Origin of the sequence: Ruegeria lacuscaerulensis (assembly GCF_013033355.1) — a bacterium.
GTDB classification, from domain to species: Bacteria; Pseudomonadota; Alphaproteobacteria; order Rhodobacterales; family Rhodobacteraceae; genus Ruegeria; species Ruegeria lacuscaerulensis_A.
Genome location: NZ_WQDY01000005.1, coordinates 114218 through 131872, shown reverse-complemented (window position 1 = coordinate 131872; position 17655 = coordinate 114218). Strand labels below are relative to the sequence as shown.

The window sequence follows — 17655 nt, the reverse complement described above, 5'->3', positions numbered from 1 at the left end:
CTAGGCCGCCGGGCAGGCAAGGTCAAGCGCTGGCTTATTCCGCAGGGGCCGGGGCGTATTTTGACAGGATGGTTTCATTGCCCGGCTCGGGGTGGCGCGGGATCAGCAACGACAAGGCCAGCGAGATCATCGCCATCGCTGCCGCCAGCGTAAACACCGCGCCGGGCGAGACCACCCACAGCAAACCCAGCAACGCAGGCAAGAATACAGCGGCAATGTGGTTGATCGTGAACGCCACGGCTGCGGTTGGTGCGATATCGGCAGGGTCGGCGATTTTCTGGAAATAGGTTTTCAGCGCCAATGCCAGCGCGAACAGCACGTGGTCGATCACGTAAAGGATCGCGGCCAGCACCACGCCCCAGCCAAACCAATAGATGCCGCCATAGGCCGCGAACACGATGGCCAGACCGGCATATTCAAAGATCAGCGTGCGGCGCTCGCCGAACACGGACACGGCTTTGCCCAGCATCGGAGCGGCGGCCATGTTGATCACCAGATTGATCAGATACAGGCTGGTCAGCTCATGCACCTCGAACCCAAATTTCTCGACCATCATGAAGCCTGCGAAGACGACAAAGATCTGCCGCCGGGCACCGGCCATGAATTGCAGGGCGTAATACAGCCAATAGCGTTTGCGCAGGATCAGTTTCTTGGTCTGCGGCGTCGGCGCATCGAATTGCGGGTAAGCCAGCAGGCAGAACAGCGCCAACAGGGCCGTCACGCCGCCTGCCGCCATGAACACGAGGTTATAGGACAGATCGAACCGGTCCCATGTCAGCACGATCAAACCGTAAACCACTGCCGTCGCCGCTGAACCCATGGCCACCAGCCAGCCCAACACCTGCGGTGCGCGATCCTTGGGCAACCATTGCAGCTGCAGCGACTGGTTTACCGTCTCGTAATAGTGAAACCCGATCGAGCTGAACAAGGTCACAAACAGCAGCCCGCCAAGGCTGGGGAACCACGCCGTGATCGCCGTCGCAACGCCCAGCATCATTAGCGAGATCATCGCCAGCACTTGCTCGCGGATAAAGATGATCACCGCAATCACACCAACGGCCAGAAAGCCCGGAATTTCGCGAACGGTGTGCAGCAGACCAATATCCGCTCCGTCGAAATTCGCCACTTCGATGACGAAATTGTTCAGCAGCGCGCTCCACGCGTTGAACGCAATGGGCATCATCAACGCCATCATGAACAAGAGCGTTATGGGACGGCGCCAGAACGGAAGGCTCTGCGCATCAGAGAGCGGCATGGGTTTCAGCATGACACCGCTCTACGCTCATTTTTTCGGTTTGGCGAGGGGGCAGACGCACAGGCGGTCTGCACCGGTGCAGAGCTCAGTAAAAACTCTGCGGGTCGATATCGACGGTCAGGCGGATATCGCCCTTCAGACGCAGGGGCGCAATCCAGCGGGCGATAGCATCCTGAATCGGCGCGCCTTTGGGGGCTTTGACCAGCAGGCGTACACGGTGCCGCCCGCGTATTCGTGCTATTGGCGCGGGCGCAGGTCCGAAGACTTGGGCATCTATGGCGCGTAGCGGCGCATCGTTGCGTGCCATCGCGTTGCCGATGTCGAAAACCGGACCGACCTCGGGCCCGGACAGCACGATCCCGGCCATGCGCCCATAGGGCGGGACGCCTGCGGCCTGACGCCCGGCGGCCTCGGCCTTCCAGAACCCTTCTTCATCGCCTGACAGAATGGCGCGGATCACCGGGTGTTCAGGTTGAAACGTCTGCAACAGCGCCTGCCCCGGCTTATCCGCCCGTCCCGCCCGGCCTGCAACCTGCCGCATAAGCTGGAATGTGCGCTCCGCTGCCCGCAGGTCGGCCCCGTGCAGCGACAGGTCGGCATCAATCACTCCTACCAAAGTCAGCTTTGGAAAGTTGTGCCCCTTGGCCACCAGCTGCGTACCGATGACAATATCCGCGTCGCCCTCGGCAATTTCTTCGATCTTGGCCTTCAAAGCGCGGGCCGAGCCGAACAGATCGGAACTCAGCATTGCGATCTTGGCCTCGGGGAAGGTCGCCTCCGCCTCTTCGGCCAGCCGTTCGATCCCGGGGCCGACCGGGGCCAGCTTGCCTTCGACCCCGCAGGACGGGCAGGTGTCGGGCATCGGCTTGGTCTCACCGCATTGGTGGCACATCAGGCGTTTCAGGAACCGGTGCTCAACCATCCGCGCGTCGCAATGATCACAGGCGATCTGTTCACCGCACGCCCGGCAAAGCGTCACCGGCGCATAGCCACGGCGGTTGATGAAAAGCAGTGACTGTTCCCTGCGTTCGATCCGTTGCCGCACTGCCTGCCGCAGCGACGGCGAAATCCACGTCCCCGGCTGCATCTGCTCGGTCCGCATGTCGATGGGCTTCATCTCCGGCAGCACTGCCGCCCCAAAGCGCGAGGTCAGGTCCAGCCGCTCATATTTTCCGGCCTCGGCATTGGCCCAGCTTTCCAGCGATGGCGTCGCGCTGGCCAGAATCACGCGTCCCCCGCAGATCGAGGCCCGCAGCACCGCCATATCCCGCGCGCTGTAGTGCACCCCGTCTTCCTGTTTATAAGAGGTGTCGTGTTCCTCATCGACCACCACCAGCCCCAGATCGCGAAACGGAAGAAACAGCGCCGAACGCGCACCGACCACCAGTTGCGCTTCCCCCTGCCCGACCATGCGCCAGACCCGGCGGCGTTCGGTCATGGTGGCACCCGAGTGCCATTCAGCAGGCCGCGCACCAAACCGCGCCTCGACCCGCGTCAGGAATTCGGCGGTCAGGGCGATCTCGGGCAACAGAACCAGCGCCTGCCGCCCCATGCGCAGGGCTTCGGCGACGGCCTCTAGGTAAACCTCGGTCTTGCCCGAGCCGGTGACGCCCTTCAGTAGTGTCGTGCCATAGTCGCCGGACCGTTGCCCGGCCTGCAAGCGCGCGACAGCGTCGGCCTGATCCCCGGTCAGCGTCTTGCCCGGCAAGTCTGGGTCCAGTCGCGGATAGGGCAAATCACGTGGGCTGTCTTCCTCGCGCACTGCGCCTTGCTTGACCAAGCCCTTGACGACCGAGGACGTCACCCCCGCCTGCTCGGCCAGTTCCTTCAACGTGAACGCCAACCCGCCATAGTCGCGCAGGACCTCAAGCACACGGGTCCGCGCGTCGGTCATACGGTCGGGTTCGGCATCCCCCAAACGATAGATTTTTCGCATCGACGGCGGATCGCCCAACCCCGGCGCGCGGGTTGCCAGCCGCAGCATCGCAGGCATCGGCGTCAGCGTGTAATCGGCCACTTTCCCAAGAAACAGCCGCATCTCTTCCCGCATCGGCGCGACTTCAAGCACCCGGATCACGGATCGCGCCTTGGCCAGATCAAAACCGCCCTGCCCCGGCCCCCAAACCACACCCAGTACCTTGCGCGGGCCCAGCGGCACCTCGACAAACGCGCCCAGAAAACACCCGCCCTCGGGCGCTTTATAGTCCAGCGTCCGGTCCAAGGGCTGTGTGGTCAGCACAGCCACCAGCTCACCCTGGTCGAAATACTCCTGCGCGCTCACCGCATCTCCTCGGGTCGGGGGTTTCAGCATCGGTGTTATTGGGGTAAAGCCATCCGCGACCAAGGCCAACCCATCAAAGGACTGCCCTCATGAAATTCTTCGTAGACACAGCCGAGATCGACGCCATCGCCGAACTGAACGATCTGGGCATGGTGGACGGTGTGACCACCAACCCCTCGCTGATCCTGAAATCAGGTCGTGACATTCTGGAAGTCACCAAAGAGATCTGTGATCTGGTCGACGGCCCCGTATCCGCCGAAGTCGTCGCCACCGAAGCCGACGACATGATCGCCGAAGGCCGCAAGCTGGCCCAGATCGCGCCGAACATCGCCGTGAAAGTTCCGCTGACATGGGCAGGGCTGAAAACCTGTAAAACCCTGTCTGACGAAGGCCAGATGGTCAACGTGACGCTCTGCTTTTCGGCCAATCAGGCGCTGCTCGCCGCCAAGGCAGGTGCGACCTTCATCTCGCCCTTTATCGGACGTCTGGACGATATCAACCTCGACGGCATGGACCTGATCGCCGATATCCGTCAGATTTATGACAATTACGGGTTCGAGACCGAAATTCTAGCCGCATCCATCCGCACCGTGAACCACGTAACAGACAGCGCCCGCATCGGCGCCGACGTGATCACCGCTCCGCCTGCCGTAATCAAGAAACTGGCCGATCACCCGCTGACCGACAAGGGGCTTGAAACCTTCCTGGCCGACTGGGCCAAAACCGGTCAGAAAATCCTCTGATCCTTGACACTGCCGCGCGGTGCCGCAAGGCACCGCGCCCGGCCCAACTGCCAGCCCTGATCACAGATCAGGTTCTTGCAGTTGGGAGAGGCCCCCCGTTGCGCAAAAGCCGGGAAATCCTTCCGCAAGCTCACTTTTCCCAAGGCAAATCGGTCCAGCCGTGCTATAAGGCGGCAAAACATAAAAAAGACCGGACGGGACATGAGCAGCAATACCAAACTCAAGGACACTCTCCGCGAGGCGATTCTGGCCGAGCCTGACGCAGTTCTCGACGACAAGGACCTGATGCAGGCGCTTGTCGCCGCCAACGAACGGGCGCGCGGAGACAACATCATCGACCTGCGTGGCATCGCCATGCAACGTCTCGAAGCACGACTGGATCGGCTTGAAGACACGCACCGTTCGGTGATCGCCGCCGCTTACGAAAACCTTGCAGGCACCAATCAGGTCCACCGCGCAATCTTGCGCCTGCTGGAGCCCACAGGGTTCGAAGACTTCCTGCGCACGCTCGGTACGGATGTGGCCGAGATATTGCGCGTTGATCGCATCACTCTGGTGCTGGAAACCACTGCCCTGCAGCAAGACCCGGCTATCGAGAAACTGGGCGGTGCATTGGCCGTTGTCGAACCCGGTTTTGTCGACAACTACCTGACATTCGACCGCAGCGGCCCCGCACGTGAGGTCGTGTTACGTGAAGTCATTCATCCCACCCACCGCATATTCGGCGAGCAAGCCGACCACCTGCGCTCTGAGGCGTGCATGAGACTGGATCTTGGCGAGGGTCGCCTGCCGGGCATGATTATCATGAGCGCGAAGGACCCCAACCATTTCACTCCGCAACTGGGAACAGATCTGCTGACCTTTTTCGCCGGCGTGTTCGAACGTTCAATGCGCAACTGGCTGTCATGAGCCTGATCTCTCCGGCCTGCCGCGACGCGTTGCAGCATTGGCTTGAGGGACTTGTGGCCCTGTCCGGGCGCTCGGAAAATACGCAGGCCGCCTATCGCAGCGACGTGGCCGAATTCTTGTCGTTCATGACTCTGCACCACAGCGAACGCCAGGGGCTGGCCGCTTTGGCGCGAATTACAGTATCCGACATGCGCGCCTGGATGGCCGATCAGCGCAGTTCCGGCGTCGGCGCAAGGTCCTTGGCGCGCAAGCTATCTGCAGTTAAAACCTTTTATCGCTGGCTGGCGGAACGGGAAGGGTTCGAGCCGACAGCCGTTTTGTCAACGCGTGCCCCCAAATTCACCCAAAAGCTACCCCGCCCCGTGGCCGAAGACGCCGCCCGCGCCTTGATAGAAACAGTCGAGCTGCAATCGACCAGCGATTGGATTTCGGCCCGCGATGCGGCCGTAGTCACCTTGCTTTATGGCTGCGGCCTACGGATTTCCGAAGCCCTTTCCCTGACTGGTGCCGACGCTCCTCTACCCCAATCGCTGCGAATCGTCGGCAAAGGCAACAAAGAACGGATCGTGCCGGTCTTGCCTGCCGCACGGGCGGCCGTCGATCGTTACGCGACCCTGTGTCCGCATCCGCTGGCCAAAGACAAACCTCTGTTTCGCGGTGTGCGGGGTGGGGCGCTGAACCCTCGCGCCATTCAGGCGGTTATGGCAAAAGCCCGTCAGCAACTTGGGCTACCGGCCACGGCGACCCCGCACGCCATGCGGCACAGCTTTGCAACCCACCTTTTGTCCGCTGGAGGGGACCTGCGCGCGATACAAGAATTGCTGGGTCATGCCTCACTTTCAACCACACAGGCCTATACCGCCGTCGACACAACCCGCCTGATGGAGGTGTACGACCGCACCCATCCCAAGGCATGACGCAATGCATTTTCGCATGTCCCGGCTTTTTGCTTTGCATCTTGGGCACGCTTCGTACATGACACGCGAATGACACTCAGATTCAAAGCTCTATCCGTTCATCTTTTCACTGCAACCGGTGCAGTTTTTGCCATGCTCGCCATGCTGGCCGCCGTCGAGGAAAAGTGGAGCCTGATGTATCTGTGGCTGGTTGTGTCTTTCATCGTGGATGGAATCGACGGCCCTTTGGCGCGGCATTACCACGTCAAGCACAATGCGCCTGAATTCGATGGTGTTCTGCTGGATCTGATCATCGATTACCTGACATATGTTTTCATCCCCGCCTTCGCCCTGTTTAAATCCGGACTGATGGACGGTTGGACCGGGTGGTTCGCCATCATCGTCATCACCTTTGCCAGCGCCATGTATTTCGCGGATACGCGGATGAAGACCAAGGATAACTCGTTCTCCGGCTTTCCCGGCTGCTGGAATATGTTCGTCATCGTGATCTTCGCGCTCGAGCCGAATTTCTGGGTGATCCTGCTGCTGGTCTCGCTGCTGTCGCTGGCGATGTTCCTGCCGCTGAAATTCGTCCACCCGGTCCGCACCGAGCGCTGGCGCAATTTGACCCTCCCGATGGCGCTTGCCTGGACCTTCTTCGCAGGCTGGGCCGCCTGGGTCGATTTCCACCCCGAAAGCTGGGCACACTGGGGGCTCGTGATCACCAGCCTCTACCTGGTGTTTGCAGGGATCGCCCAGCAGGTGATCCCCCAGCGCAAGAGTTAAAGAACCTCCTGCACCTCGAACTCGGTGCCATTATGGGTGAAAACGTCGCCTTCTTGCAGCCCCGTCATCGTAAGATAAATCGGGCTTTGGGTTGAGATGCCCATATAGGTCTTGCCCTCAACCTCGAACCGCGTGGTCGATACACAGACGACAAAGCGCCGATTGTTGAACTTGACCACGGCTCCGGGCTTGACTGTATCAGTCACACTGAAATCGGTGTTCTCGATCACGTCGATCTTGGCGTGATGCGCCTGAACCGGCGCATCAAACGCCGCCGCCAGATCCGCACTTTCCCGAGAGGCCGCAATGTCGTCCTTGTCATGTCCTTCGCGATCATCCAGCTGCGACTCTTTCATGAACGCATCGTAATGGGCCTGAGCGGTTGCCAGTTCCTGTTCTTCCAACGACATCAGGCGGTCAATAATGGCCTTCTTACGAGCGGCAGGGTCTGTATGAGCTGTCATGATCTTTGATCCCTTGAGTTCTCAATATGAGATAAATTGAGCTTCAAGCAACGGGATTGCAACAGAAATCCGCTCCTCAGATCAGCAAACCCGCCGCCCGTTCGTGTCGCAGTAAGGCGACCTTGGTCTCCACACCGCCCTCGCCCGAGAACCCGCCCAGCCCGTTTGCCGCCAACACCCGATGGCACGGGATGATAACGGGAATTGGATTGGCTCCGCAGGCTTGTCCTACGGGTTGCGGCGGCTGGCCCAGCTCTTTGGCGATCTCGCCATAGGTCCGCGTTTCACCCAGCGGAATGGCAAACATCAGGTCGCAAACCTGCCGCTGAAACTTCGATCCGGCGATGTGGTATGGCAGATCAAACCGGTCCAACTGCCCCCGGTCATAGGCCCGCAATTGCGCCGCAGCCTCACGCAACAAAGGCGTGACCGGCCCGTCATCCACCCCGTCCCAAACCAGACGCGTCAGCGCCCCATCGGTTTCCTCAACCCCAAGGCGGCCAAACTGAGTATCAACGGCAATCATCGGCATAGAAAAAGGGTTGCAGATGTTTCGCCAAACCCGCAACCCCAATCAGAGCGATCCGCCCCTTCATCTGGCCATAAATACCTCGGAGCGCGAGGCAGAGCCTCGCAAAACTCCAAAGCCAGAGACGTTACGCCAACGCCTCGTCACAGCGACCGCAGACACCCGCATGGGCATGAAGACCCACATCCGGCAAGATCTTCCAGCACCGCTGACATTTCTCGCCTTCAGCCTTTTCGAACACCACTGCAACGCCCTCGATCTCGGGCACACGGAAAGCCTCTGCCGGAGCAGGATCACCACTGACTGTCAGGCCTGAGGTGATGCACATGTCGTCTACATCAAACGTGGCCAGCAGATCGCGGGTCTCCTGATCCTCGACATACACAATCGGAGCAGCCTCAAGGCTGGACCCGATCACTTTGTCCTGACGCTGGATTTCCAGCGCAGCGGTCACGGCACGGCGCACGCGGCGCACCTTGGCCATGGCGGCCTCAAGCTCGGCATGTCGCCAATCGGCGGGCGTGTCCGGGAAATCTACCAGATGGACGGAACTGTCATCGCCCGGGAACCGCTCCAGCCAGACCTCTTCCATGGTGAAGACCAGAACCGGGGCCAGCCATGTGGTCAGGCGGTGGAAGAGGATATCCAGCACAGTTCGGGCCGAACGGCGACGCAGGTTGTCGCCATCGCAATAGAGCGCATCCTTGCGTACGTCGAAATAGAACGAGGACAAATCGACCGTGGCAAAGGTGAACACGGCGCTGAACACACCCTGGAAATCGAAGGCGGCATAGCCTTTGCGGACCTGTTCATCCAGATCGGCCAGACGGCTCAGCACCCAACGCTCCAGGCGCGGCATGTCTTCGGGCGCAACCCGGTCGGCCTCGGTGAAATCAGCCAGCGAGCCCAGCATGAACCGCATGGTGTTGCGCAGACGGCGATAGCTGTCGGCGGTGCCCTTCAGGATTTCCGGCCCGATCCGCTGGTCGGCGGTATAGTCGGTCTGCGCCACCCACAGACGCAGGATATCAGCGCCGTATTGCTTGATGACCTCTTCGGGCACGATGGTGTTGCCCAGCGATTTGGACATCTTGTTGCCCTTGGCATCCAGCGTAAAGCCATGAGTCACCACGTTGCGATAGGGCGCACGGCCCTTGGTGCCACAAGCCTGCAGCATGGACGAATGGAACCACCCGCGATGCTGGTCGGTGCCTTCCATATAAACGTCGGCGATACCATCCTCGGTCCCGTCCTCGCGGTCGCGCAGAACAAAGGCGTGAGTCGAGCCAGAGTCGAACCAAACGTCCAGCACGTCGAACACCTGATCGTAGTCAACCGGGTTGGCGATGCCGTCTAGCATCTGTTCCTTGAACCCATCGGTGTACCAGATATCCGCACCGTTTTCTTCGAACGCAGCCTTGATGCGCGCGTTCAGATCGGCGTTACGCAGCAGGTAGTCCGCGTCGGTGGGCAGGGCGCCCTTCTTGGTGAAACAGGTCAGAGGAACACCCCAGGCGCGCTGGCGGGACAGAACCCAGTCCGGGCGCGCTTCGATCATGGAATACAGGCGGTTACGGCCGGTCTGCGGGGTCCATTTCACCAATTCATCGATCGAGCGCAGGGCACGTTCGCGGATGGTATCCCCCATCTCACCCATGCCGTCATCCAGCTTACGGTCCACGGACGCAAACCACTGCGGCGTGTTGCGATAGATGATCGGAGCCTTCGAGCGCCAGGAATGCGGATAGCTGTGCTTGATCTTGCCACGCGCCAGCAGCCCGCCGACCTCGGCGAGCTTGTCGATCACGGCCTTGTTGGCGTCACCCTCACCGCCTTTGCGGGACAGAATGTACTTGCCGCCAAAAAACGGCAGATCAGCGCGGAAGCTGCCATCATCCATCACGTTATAGGTGATGACCTGTTCCAGCATCCCAAGATCGCGATAAAGTTCGAATTCCTCCATCCCGTGCGACGGCGCACAGTGGACGAAGCCGGTCCCTTCGGTATCAGTCACGAACTCAGCGGCACGAAAATCGCGGATGTCATCCCATTCGCCATTGCCGCCCTCGGCCCCGGCCAGCGGGTGGGTCAGTTGCACACCTGCCAGGTCATCCGTGGTCACGTCGCGGACACGGGTCCACTGGTCGTCGTTCAAACGGGCACGGCCTAGCACATCAGCGGCCAGATTATCGGCCAGCAGGAACTTGTCACCCACAGCGGCCCAGCATTCCTCGGGCGCTCCGACGACTTCGTAGAGGCCATACGAGATATCCTTGCCGTACACGACCGCCTTGTTCGACGGCATGGTCCATGGAGTCGTCGTCCAGATCACCACAAACGCATCATCCAGATCGCCCGCATTCACAACCTTGAACTTGACCCAGATTGTGAAGCTTTCCTTGTCGTGATACTCGACCTCGGCCTCGGCCAGAGCGGTCTTTTCAACCGGCGACCACATCACGGGTTTCGATCCCTGATAGAGCGTGCCGTTCATCAGGAACTTCATGAACTCATCGGCGATCACGGCCTCGGCGTGGTAGTCCATGGTGATATAGGGATCGGCCCAGTTGCCGGTGATGCCAAGGCGCTTGAACTCGTCGCGCTGGATATCGATCCAGCCCTCGGCGAACTTGCGGCATTCCTGACGAAAATCGACGACGTTCACCTCGTCCTTGTTCTTGCCCTTCTTGCGGTATTGCTCTTCGATCTTCCACTCGATGGGCAAGCCGTGGCAGTCCCAGCCGGGAACATAACGCGCGTCGTGGCCCATCATCTGATGGCTCCGCACGATCATGTCCTTGATGGTTTTATTCAGCGCGTGTCCGATATGCAGGTGGCCGTTCGCATAGGGAGGGCCATCGTGCAAAGTAAAGGGCGTGCGGCCTTCCTTCTCGCGCAGGCGGTCATAGACGCCGATGGTTTCCCAACGCTCCAGCCATGCGGGCTCGCGCTTGGGCAGGCCAGCGCGCATGGGGAAATCGGTTTTGGGCAGGTTCAGCGTGTCTTTGTAATCAGGTGTTTCGGCGCACATTGGGGGCGTCCTTTGGATGATCTGGTCGTGTGGATCGAAGCGGTCGGTGCGAGGTCTCAAACACCTTTGCCCGGCGTCTCAGGATGTCAGAGCGCCGGGGATATAATTCGAATAATGATGGCCATCCGGTCATACATGGCCGCGCTTATAGGACGCCCGCCCTCAATGGTCCAGAGGTTCCGGCGCATGCGGCGAATGGCGCAACTGCGCCCAGCGGTTAAGCCACGCCAGACCCGCCAAAGCCAACCCTAAAGCCAGCAACGAAAACACCCGGATCAGTCCGCCAAGCCCGGCGATATCGATCAGGAACACCTTGGCCACCGCCAGCCCAATCACCGCCAGCCCGGCTTTGCGCATCAGGTCGGATCGGCGCGCCAGCGACTGGTAGAAAACCACCGCCCCGATTACCAGAAGAGCAATGGTGTAAGTGTAAAGCTCGGGCTGGGTCACGCCGTTGCCCTCATACATGCCGGCCGCGCCCTGCCAAACATGACGGATCATCAGCCCTAACCAGACAGCCGTCAATCCACCGCTCAAGCCCCAACTGGCGCGCTTCAGCCACAGCGGAGTCGCATGAATCCTCCAGACCGAGAGCCCAATTGCCAGTGCAGGCAACAAGTAAGCGACCGCAAGCGTGTTCAATAACGGCAGACCCAGAACCGGTGACGCAACTTTGTTAAGCAACGGGTTCGCATCAACCAACGCCTGAACCAATCGGAAAAGACCATGCCCAGCAAAAAACGCCGCAAGCAAATAGCGAGCATAGTTCAGCTTTCCGCCCAGTTCGAACCGCTGAACCTGCGCAAAGGCCAGAAGCAACCAGATTATCGCCAGTAAGCCCAGCCCCCAGTGGCTATTAGTGGCGTTGCCCTCGCCAAAATTCTGCAACCAGCGTTCCAGCAGCAAAGACAGCAATATACCCCCGGTGGCCCAGGTGGCGCTCTCTAGCAATAGAGTTGCAACAGGCCGATTCAGTGAGCGGATCAGCAACCAACCCGACAGGAAACCAAGGGTTGCGACTGCGTAGACCAACGTCATTTCAAGGATCGCGGCGGAACCGGCCCAGTCAAGCCCCGGGTTCAACACCAGCCGCACCGTGACCGTGAAGACACCAGCCCAGATGAACCAGCTCATCGGCGGCAGGTTGAATTTGCGATCCAGCGCGGCGGCCACGACTACCATCGCGACCAGAGCAATGGTCAGCGCCGCAGAACTCAGGACAATGACGCAGGCAAAGGTCAAACAGGATAAAGCCGAGAGCGTCGCCAGCGACGCGCGCATCCGTTGATCTCCGTCAACGCGCGAAAAACGCTCGGCAAAGATAACCATCAACGCACCCAATGCGATACAATGCAGTGCCCACGGGTAGGCTCCGATCACAGTCGCAGGGTGCCAGCCGACCTCAAGAGCGATGGCCAACGCAGGCGCAAAGACCGCAGCTGCGCCAGCCCACCCGGCCGCATATTTGTGCGCATGCATCGAGCGCCAGACCGCAGTGACGGAAATCACCCCACCCACAATGATCAAGACTGTGACCACCCAGGGGTAGTCCGCTTCGGCGGTTGCGGCATAGGTCTCAGCGAAGTGGCGCAGAACGATGCCGTTATCCCAGCCATGCATCAGAACGAACCAGACAAGGCCCAGCGCTGGCAATATCGTCGCATCCTGCAATGCCTCCGCCCGCCTACCCCACAGCATCAATCCAAGCGCCAGCCCCGCCAGCAAGGTAACGCCCAGCCAGAACTCCGCCGGGCTATCAGCCCAATGCACCGAAAGAATCGCGGAACTAACGGCGACCGCGCCAAAGGCAACCCGCGTGGGAAATTCGGGCCATGCATCGCCCGTTTTGCGACTGATGATCTGGCTGATCATCGCGCCCTCATGATCGGGCCAGACACGCCGAATTGGTATGGCAATGGAAATCACGGCCAACGCTGTGGCGCAGATCAGGTAATACGGTTCTGTCAGCGGTGAGGACAGCACCAGCAGCAGGCAAGCGGCATAGGCACCAAACAGAGTCAGGACGGATATCCACGCCCAGCGGCGCACTGTGTCGATCCCCAATCCCAAAACGGCGATCACAAAGAAATAGGCATATAGCCAGCCCGGATCCTTGGACGTGCCGCCAACAACAAAGGGGGCTGCAAAGGCCCCGATCAGACCGACAGCAGCCAGCAAGGGGCCGTGGAACCAGCCAAGGATCAATCCCAACAGGGCAACAACGACCATTGCAATCAACGCGCTTTCGGGGCCGATCAAGTCGTAGAGCTGCCTAGCAGCCAGAATACCTCCGAACAGGGTAACCAGACCGGCGCCCGAGAAAACCGAGGGCAAATATGCGGTGGCCGAGGCTTCATCATCTCCAAACCTGCGGCGGATCACTTCTCCGGCCACGATCAACACCACACCGAAACTCAACGCGGCAATCACACGGGCGGACGGAGGCAACATCCCATTTTCGACACCGTATTGAACCAAGAATATCCCTGCCAACGCCAGTGAAAGGGCGGACACCACATAAAACCAGTTCTCTCGCAACCAGGTCGAAAGCGCGGTAAACCGGTCCTCACGAAACACTACGGCGGCAAGTGGTGTCTGCTCGGCAGCGGGTTGGGGTGTCTGCGCCTTGGACCACGGGGCGGGTTTCAGCGCTTTGTCCGGTTTTTCGGTCGGCTTGCGCGGTTCGGGTCGGGGTGGTGCATCGCTGGTTTTGGAAACATCCCCACCCAGCGCGCGAAGATCCTGCTCTAACTGCTCAACCCGACGGCGCAGGCGGGTGTGACTTACAATCAGAAAAACGATGCCTACCGGGATGGCCAGCACGATCAATCCAACAAGAACAAGCAAGGATTCCAATGGGCTCTCCGGTTGGGTTCACCGTCAGGCTACCCGAGACGCCCGTTGGGCAACAGTCAGAAAATCCGCCAGTTCGCAGGTATAACTCACGGCTAAATGCAGCCAGACGTGAGGCGCGGGATTAACTGCCCGAAGATGATCTGCACCACCGCAATCGCCGGAAACCCGCAATTAAAGTAGTTGCTGGACAGGCAATGAAAGGCCCGAGTTTATTTTTGTTACCTTCAACAACCACCTGCGCCAAGCTGGATCAATCTAGCCCGTCAAGGATGAAACAGCGACCCGACTAGATACGCGATCAAGGCAGCAGCACCACCGATCAACAACGTCTCGCCCCCGGATCGCCACCAAGGTGCCAGCGACCACCGGCTTTTGAGTGCACCGATGGCAAAAAACACGGCCATCGTCATCCAGGCGGAAATGGTAAAAGCCTGATCCACCCCGGCGAGGAAGGGCAACAGCGGCACCATCCCCGCGATCAGGAATGCCCAAAAGGTCGCCATCGCAGCCTTGAGAGGATGAGGGTCGACACTGCCCAGCCCGTATTCCCCTTCGATCATCAGATCGATCCAGTTGTCGCGGTTTGCAGTGATTGCGTCGGTCGCCTCGTCCAGCACCCGCCCCGACAGACCTTTCTGCGCCAAAATCTCGCGCACTTCCTCTCGCTCGCCGTCGGGGTACAGGTGGATATGCCGTTCCTCGATCGCGCGGATGCGGCGAATGTTGTCCAATTCAGCTTTTGTGCCAGAGTAATTGCCCGCCGCCATCGAGAAGCCATCTGCCAAAACATTGGCCAGCCCCAACGCCACGATAATGAACGGAGAAAGGCCAGCCCCAGCAACCCCGGCCACGATCGCAAAGGTGGTCACTGATCCGTCGATGCCCCCATAAACGACATCGCGCAGCACGCCGCGGCCGGGTGGCGCGTTGATACGTTCGGCTATTTCCTGTTGGCTGTGTCCGTGCTCGGTCATGGCTGGCTCCGGGTCTGGTATGCCATCCAGTGGACGTCAGCACCTTGCGGCAGGTCAAGTTTTGGAAAACAACCCCGCCAAGGCCCGCTTGATCATTCCCCTTGTCGAGGGTTTGTGACGGTCAGAGAAGGGCAAAGGCCGACAAACCTCCATTGCGGCCACACCGACACGGGCACTGAGGGCCCCATTGACCAGACCTTCGCCGAATCTTCTGGACAGTTTGCTAAGAACCGAGCCACCCAAAACGGGCTCCAGCAGGTCATCGCCAACCGCGACTGCTCCGGTTGCGACCAGATGAACAAAAACCGCACGGGTCAGCCGCCAACTCCCCAGAAACCCGGCGCGACCGCCATAGATTTCAGCAACGCGCCGGATCATCCGAAGCGACGCAGCCAAAGCGGTGGCGACATCTGCCAACGCCAAAGGCACCAGGGCCGTAACAGTGGCCACCTGACGGGCGGCCGCTTCGACCTCGCGGCTGGCGGCGGCGTCCAATGGGGCAAGCAATTCATCTTCGGCCAAGGTCAGCAGCCCCGAGGCGTCGAACTGTTCCCCCATACGTTCGGTCAGCTTGTCACGACCCCATTTGGTTTCATCCCGACCCTTGTAAAAAGCAATAAGCTTGGTCGTAACCGCGCGTGCCTGTGCCAGATCATCCTCGGCCAGCGCTGTGTCCGCCGCTTGCCTTATCCCTTCAACACGAGACAAACGTGCGATTGCCGCCAATTCACGCAGCGCGATGATCAGGGCGACCAACACCAGCGCTGCAAAAAGCCCCGTCACGACCCATCCCAAAACCGGCGCACGCAGCAAAAGCCCGTTCATAAAGTCCCACGCCGCGATGGACACAACTGCGCCAACAGCAGCTAAGGCAAGCCCCCAGAACCAACGCGCCAGCCGCGAGGGCCTGCGAGCTGCAAGCCGGACCGCGCCCTGCATCGCCTGCCCTTGAGGTTGCCCGATCTCAGGCACCGGAGGCGCCTTCGCCACGTCCACAGTGGGCTCGTCCGCTTCGAGGTCGATCAGCACGGGACCTTTAGCCATTTTCTGCCCCCTCTCGTATCCAGACATATTTAATGTCCGGCAGGTTTTCATCGTTATCGGCCCCATCGCTACGCGCAACTTCGATAAACCCGTTATGTTCGTAGAACCGCCGCGCAGGCAGATTGGCTTGAAACGCGAACAGCGAAAGCTGCGTGCGCCGGGATTTGGCATGGTCCAGCAGGTGTCGTCCGATGCCTTGCCGTCGGGCAGAGGGTTTCAGGTACAAGGAATGGATTTCCGTCCCGTTCAAAGCCAGAAAACCCACCACGCGGGCGTCCAGTTCAGCCACTGTGACCCAATCCTGATCTATCATACGGCCACAGAACGCGATGGTCTCGGCCTGAGTGTGTAGCTCTGGCATCCAGCCGTTCTCGCGCGCGAAACCGTGCAGAATCTCTCCGGTCGCACCGGCATCGGTGCTGCGAGCCGGGCGCAGAGTTGCGATCACAGGCGATCTCCGATCAGAAACTGCGCTGCGCGATCCAGCCTAATATGGGGCGGTCCATCTCCGGGGCGCAGAGTCAATTTGGCGGGGGCGAAGGACATGAAGCCGTATTCGGCGTCAAGCCAACCTTCGGCCCCATTGCGCGCCGCCCCCAACAGTTTCAAAGGGTCATCCGGCAATTCGCCCGGATAAAACGCCGCCTGTTTGCCATCCATCAACGTTCCTCGAACGCAGGGCAATTCTACCCCATCATGCAAACGCATTTCCTCGGTTGTCGCGCGCAATGAGGCCATCGATAAGGCCGTCGTATCCGCCCCGGCAAAGCTGGCCCTGTCGCGGGCGTCACGAATTAGCGCCTCCATGATATGGGTCAGACGTTGATGTTGTTGGTGGTGCAAGTGGTCGGCCTTGGTGGCGGCAAACAGAATACGCTCGACCCGTTTTCCAAGCAGCAAACGGCTTAGCCAAGCGTTTCGGCCGGGACGGAATGCGGACAGGATATCAGCCATCGCGCGGCGCATATCTTCGACCGCTTGCGGACCCTTATGAATCGCGCCCAGCGCATCCACCAGAACGACCTGCCGGTCGATCCGCGCGAAGTGATCCCGAAAGAACGGCTTAACGACCTGCGACTTATATGCCTCGAACCTTCTGGCCATTTCGCGGTGCAGGCTGCGCCGGGGCGCAGGTCGATCAACCGGCAGCGGCGCGAATGTCAACACCGGCGAACCAGCCAGGTCACCGGGCAACAAAAAACGCCCCGGTGTGCAATCATAGAACCCCGCATCACGGGCCGCGTTCAGATACTCTGCAAACGCTTTCGCAAGCGCCTGAGCGGTGGGTTCGTCATGCATGTCCGCCGGATCGGCAGCATTAGCCTGAGTGAGAAAAGTGGCAGCCTGTGGACGCGCGGTAATGCGTTCGAGCGTCTCTGCCGACCAAGCCTCATAGGTTTTGTCCAACAAAGCCAGATCCAGCAGCCATTCACCCGGATAGTCGACAATATCCAGATGCACAGTGCGTGGTCCCTGCAAACCCGACAAAAGCCCGGATGGACGTGCTTTGAAGGACAAGCGCAACTCGGACACGGCGCGGGTGCTGTCTGGCCAGTGTGGCTGAGGCCCGGTCAACGCCGCAAGGTGGTTTTCATAATCGAACCGAGGCACGGTGTCGTCGGGCTGCGGCTGCAGGTAAACCGCATTGATCCGCCCCTCTTGCTGCGCCACCAATCCGGGCATTCGCCCACGGTCCAGCAGGTTTGCCACCAGTGACGTGATAAATACCGTTTTGCCGGACCGCGCCAAACCGGTCACGCCCAGCCGGATCACTGGCTCAAAAAAGGCTTCTGACACGGTATCGCCCACGGACTCGACGCCGCGTACCACACTGTCTGCCAGGGAAGAGATGACCAAACCGTCGCCCCGCTTTTATTGTTTCGCTCA

General features: G+C 60.1%; 14 protein-coding genes. 4 read left to right on the top strand and 10 right to left on the bottom strand.

Features of this window, described 5'->3' with window-relative positions:
• Positions 1-34: 34 nt before the first annotated feature.
• Positions 35-1267 carry an MFS transporter gene (locus GOW48_RS11170; RefSeq protein WP_170753713.1) on the bottom strand — a complete coding sequence of 411 codons (1233 nt, stop codon included), beginning with the start codon at positions 1265-1267 and terminating at the stop codon, positions 35-37.
• A 73-nt stretch (positions 1268-1340) separates the two neighbouring features.
• Positions 1341-3566 (bottom strand): primosomal protein N', encoded by a 2226-nt coding sequence (locus GOW48_RS11165; protein ID WP_174821878.1) that lies wholly within the window; start codon positions 3564-3566, stop codon positions 1341-1343.
• A 59-nt stretch (positions 3567-3625) separates the two neighbouring features.
• Here GOW48_RS11165 and fsa point away from each other — a divergent pair, with 59 nt between their 5' ends.
• From fsa to GOW48_RS11145, 4 genes are all read left to right on the top strand, one after another.
• Positions 3626-4279 (top strand): fructose-6-phosphate aldolase, encoded by a 654-nt coding sequence (fsa, locus tag GOW48_RS11160; RefSeq protein ID WP_170354905.1) that lies wholly within the window; start codon positions 3626-3628, stop codon positions 4277-4279.
• A gap of 201 nt (positions 4280-4480) precedes the next feature.
• Positions 4481-5188, top strand: a complete 708-nt coding sequence (locus tag GOW48_RS11155) for a DUF484 family protein (RefSeq protein WP_170354904.1) — start codon at positions 4481-4483, stop codon at positions 5186-5188.
• Complete coding sequence (locus GOW48_RS11150; RefSeq protein WP_170753711.1) at positions 5185-6105, top strand: tyrosine recombinase XerC; 921 nt, start codon at positions 5185-5187, stop codon at positions 6103-6105. Before GOW48_RS11155 ends, GOW48_RS11150 begins: the two co-directional genes overlap by 4 nt.
• 69 nt (positions 6106-6174) lie before the next feature.
• Complete coding sequence (locus tag GOW48_RS11145) at positions 6175-6870, top strand: CDP-alcohol phosphatidyltransferase family protein (RefSeq protein WP_170354902.1); 696 nt, start codon at positions 6175-6177, stop codon at positions 6868-6870.
• On the opposite strand, the gene GOW48_RS11140 is transcribed toward GOW48_RS11145, so the two are convergent.
• The 8 genes from GOW48_RS11140 to GOW48_RS11105 all read right to left on the bottom strand — a co-directional run bounded on the left by GOW48_RS11140 (position 6867) and on the right by GOW48_RS11105 (position 17625).
• Positions 6867-7334: a hypothetical protein gene (locus GOW48_RS11140; RefSeq protein ID WP_170354901.1), complete on the bottom strand. Its 468-nt coding sequence runs from the start codon at positions 7332-7334 to the stop codon at positions 6867-6869. The genes GOW48_RS11145 and GOW48_RS11140 overlap by 4 nt on opposite strands.
• 76 nt (positions 7335-7410) lie before the next feature.
• Entirely contained in the window at positions 7411-7866 is a 456-nt protein-coding gene (locus tag GOW48_RS11135) for a methylated-DNA--[protein]-cysteine S-methyltransferase (protein ID WP_170354900.1), read from the bottom strand.
• 124 nt (positions 7867-7990) lie between these two features.
• Positions 7991-10894 carry an isoleucine--tRNA ligase gene (ileS, locus tag GOW48_RS11130; protein ID WP_170753709.1) on the bottom strand — a complete coding sequence of 968 codons (2904 nt, stop codon included), beginning with the start codon at positions 10892-10894 and terminating at the stop codon, positions 7991-7993.
• Positions 10895-11056: 162 nt separating this feature from the next.
• Positions 11057-13750, bottom strand: a complete 2694-nt coding sequence (locus tag GOW48_RS11125; RefSeq protein ID WP_170753707.1) for a DUF2339 domain-containing protein — start codon at positions 13748-13750, stop codon at positions 11057-11059.
• A gap of 263 nt (positions 13751-14013) precedes the next feature.
• Entirely contained in the window at positions 14014-14724 is a 711-nt protein-coding gene (locus GOW48_RS11120; protein WP_170753705.1) for a VIT1/CCC1 transporter family protein, read from the bottom strand.
• A 54-nt stretch (positions 14725-14778) separates the two neighbouring features.
• Positions 14779-15768, bottom strand: a complete 990-nt coding sequence (locus tag GOW48_RS11115; RefSeq protein ID WP_170753703.1) for a YcjF family protein — start codon at positions 15766-15768, stop codon at positions 14779-14781.
• Positions 15761-16216, bottom strand: coding sequence for a GNAT family N-acetyltransferase (locus GOW48_RS11110; protein WP_170753701.1), 456 nt, complete (start codon positions 16214-16216; stop codon positions 15761-15763). The genes GOW48_RS11115 and GOW48_RS11110 overlap by 8 nt, the downstream gene beginning before the upstream one ends.
• A complete protein-coding gene (locus tag GOW48_RS11105) occupies positions 16213-17625 on the bottom strand; it encodes a YcjX family GTP-binding protein (RefSeq protein WP_170753700.1) in 1413 nt (470 codons plus the stop codon). Before GOW48_RS11105 ends, GOW48_RS11110 begins: the two co-directional genes overlap by 4 nt.
• Positions 17626-17655: the final 30 nt, after the last annotated feature.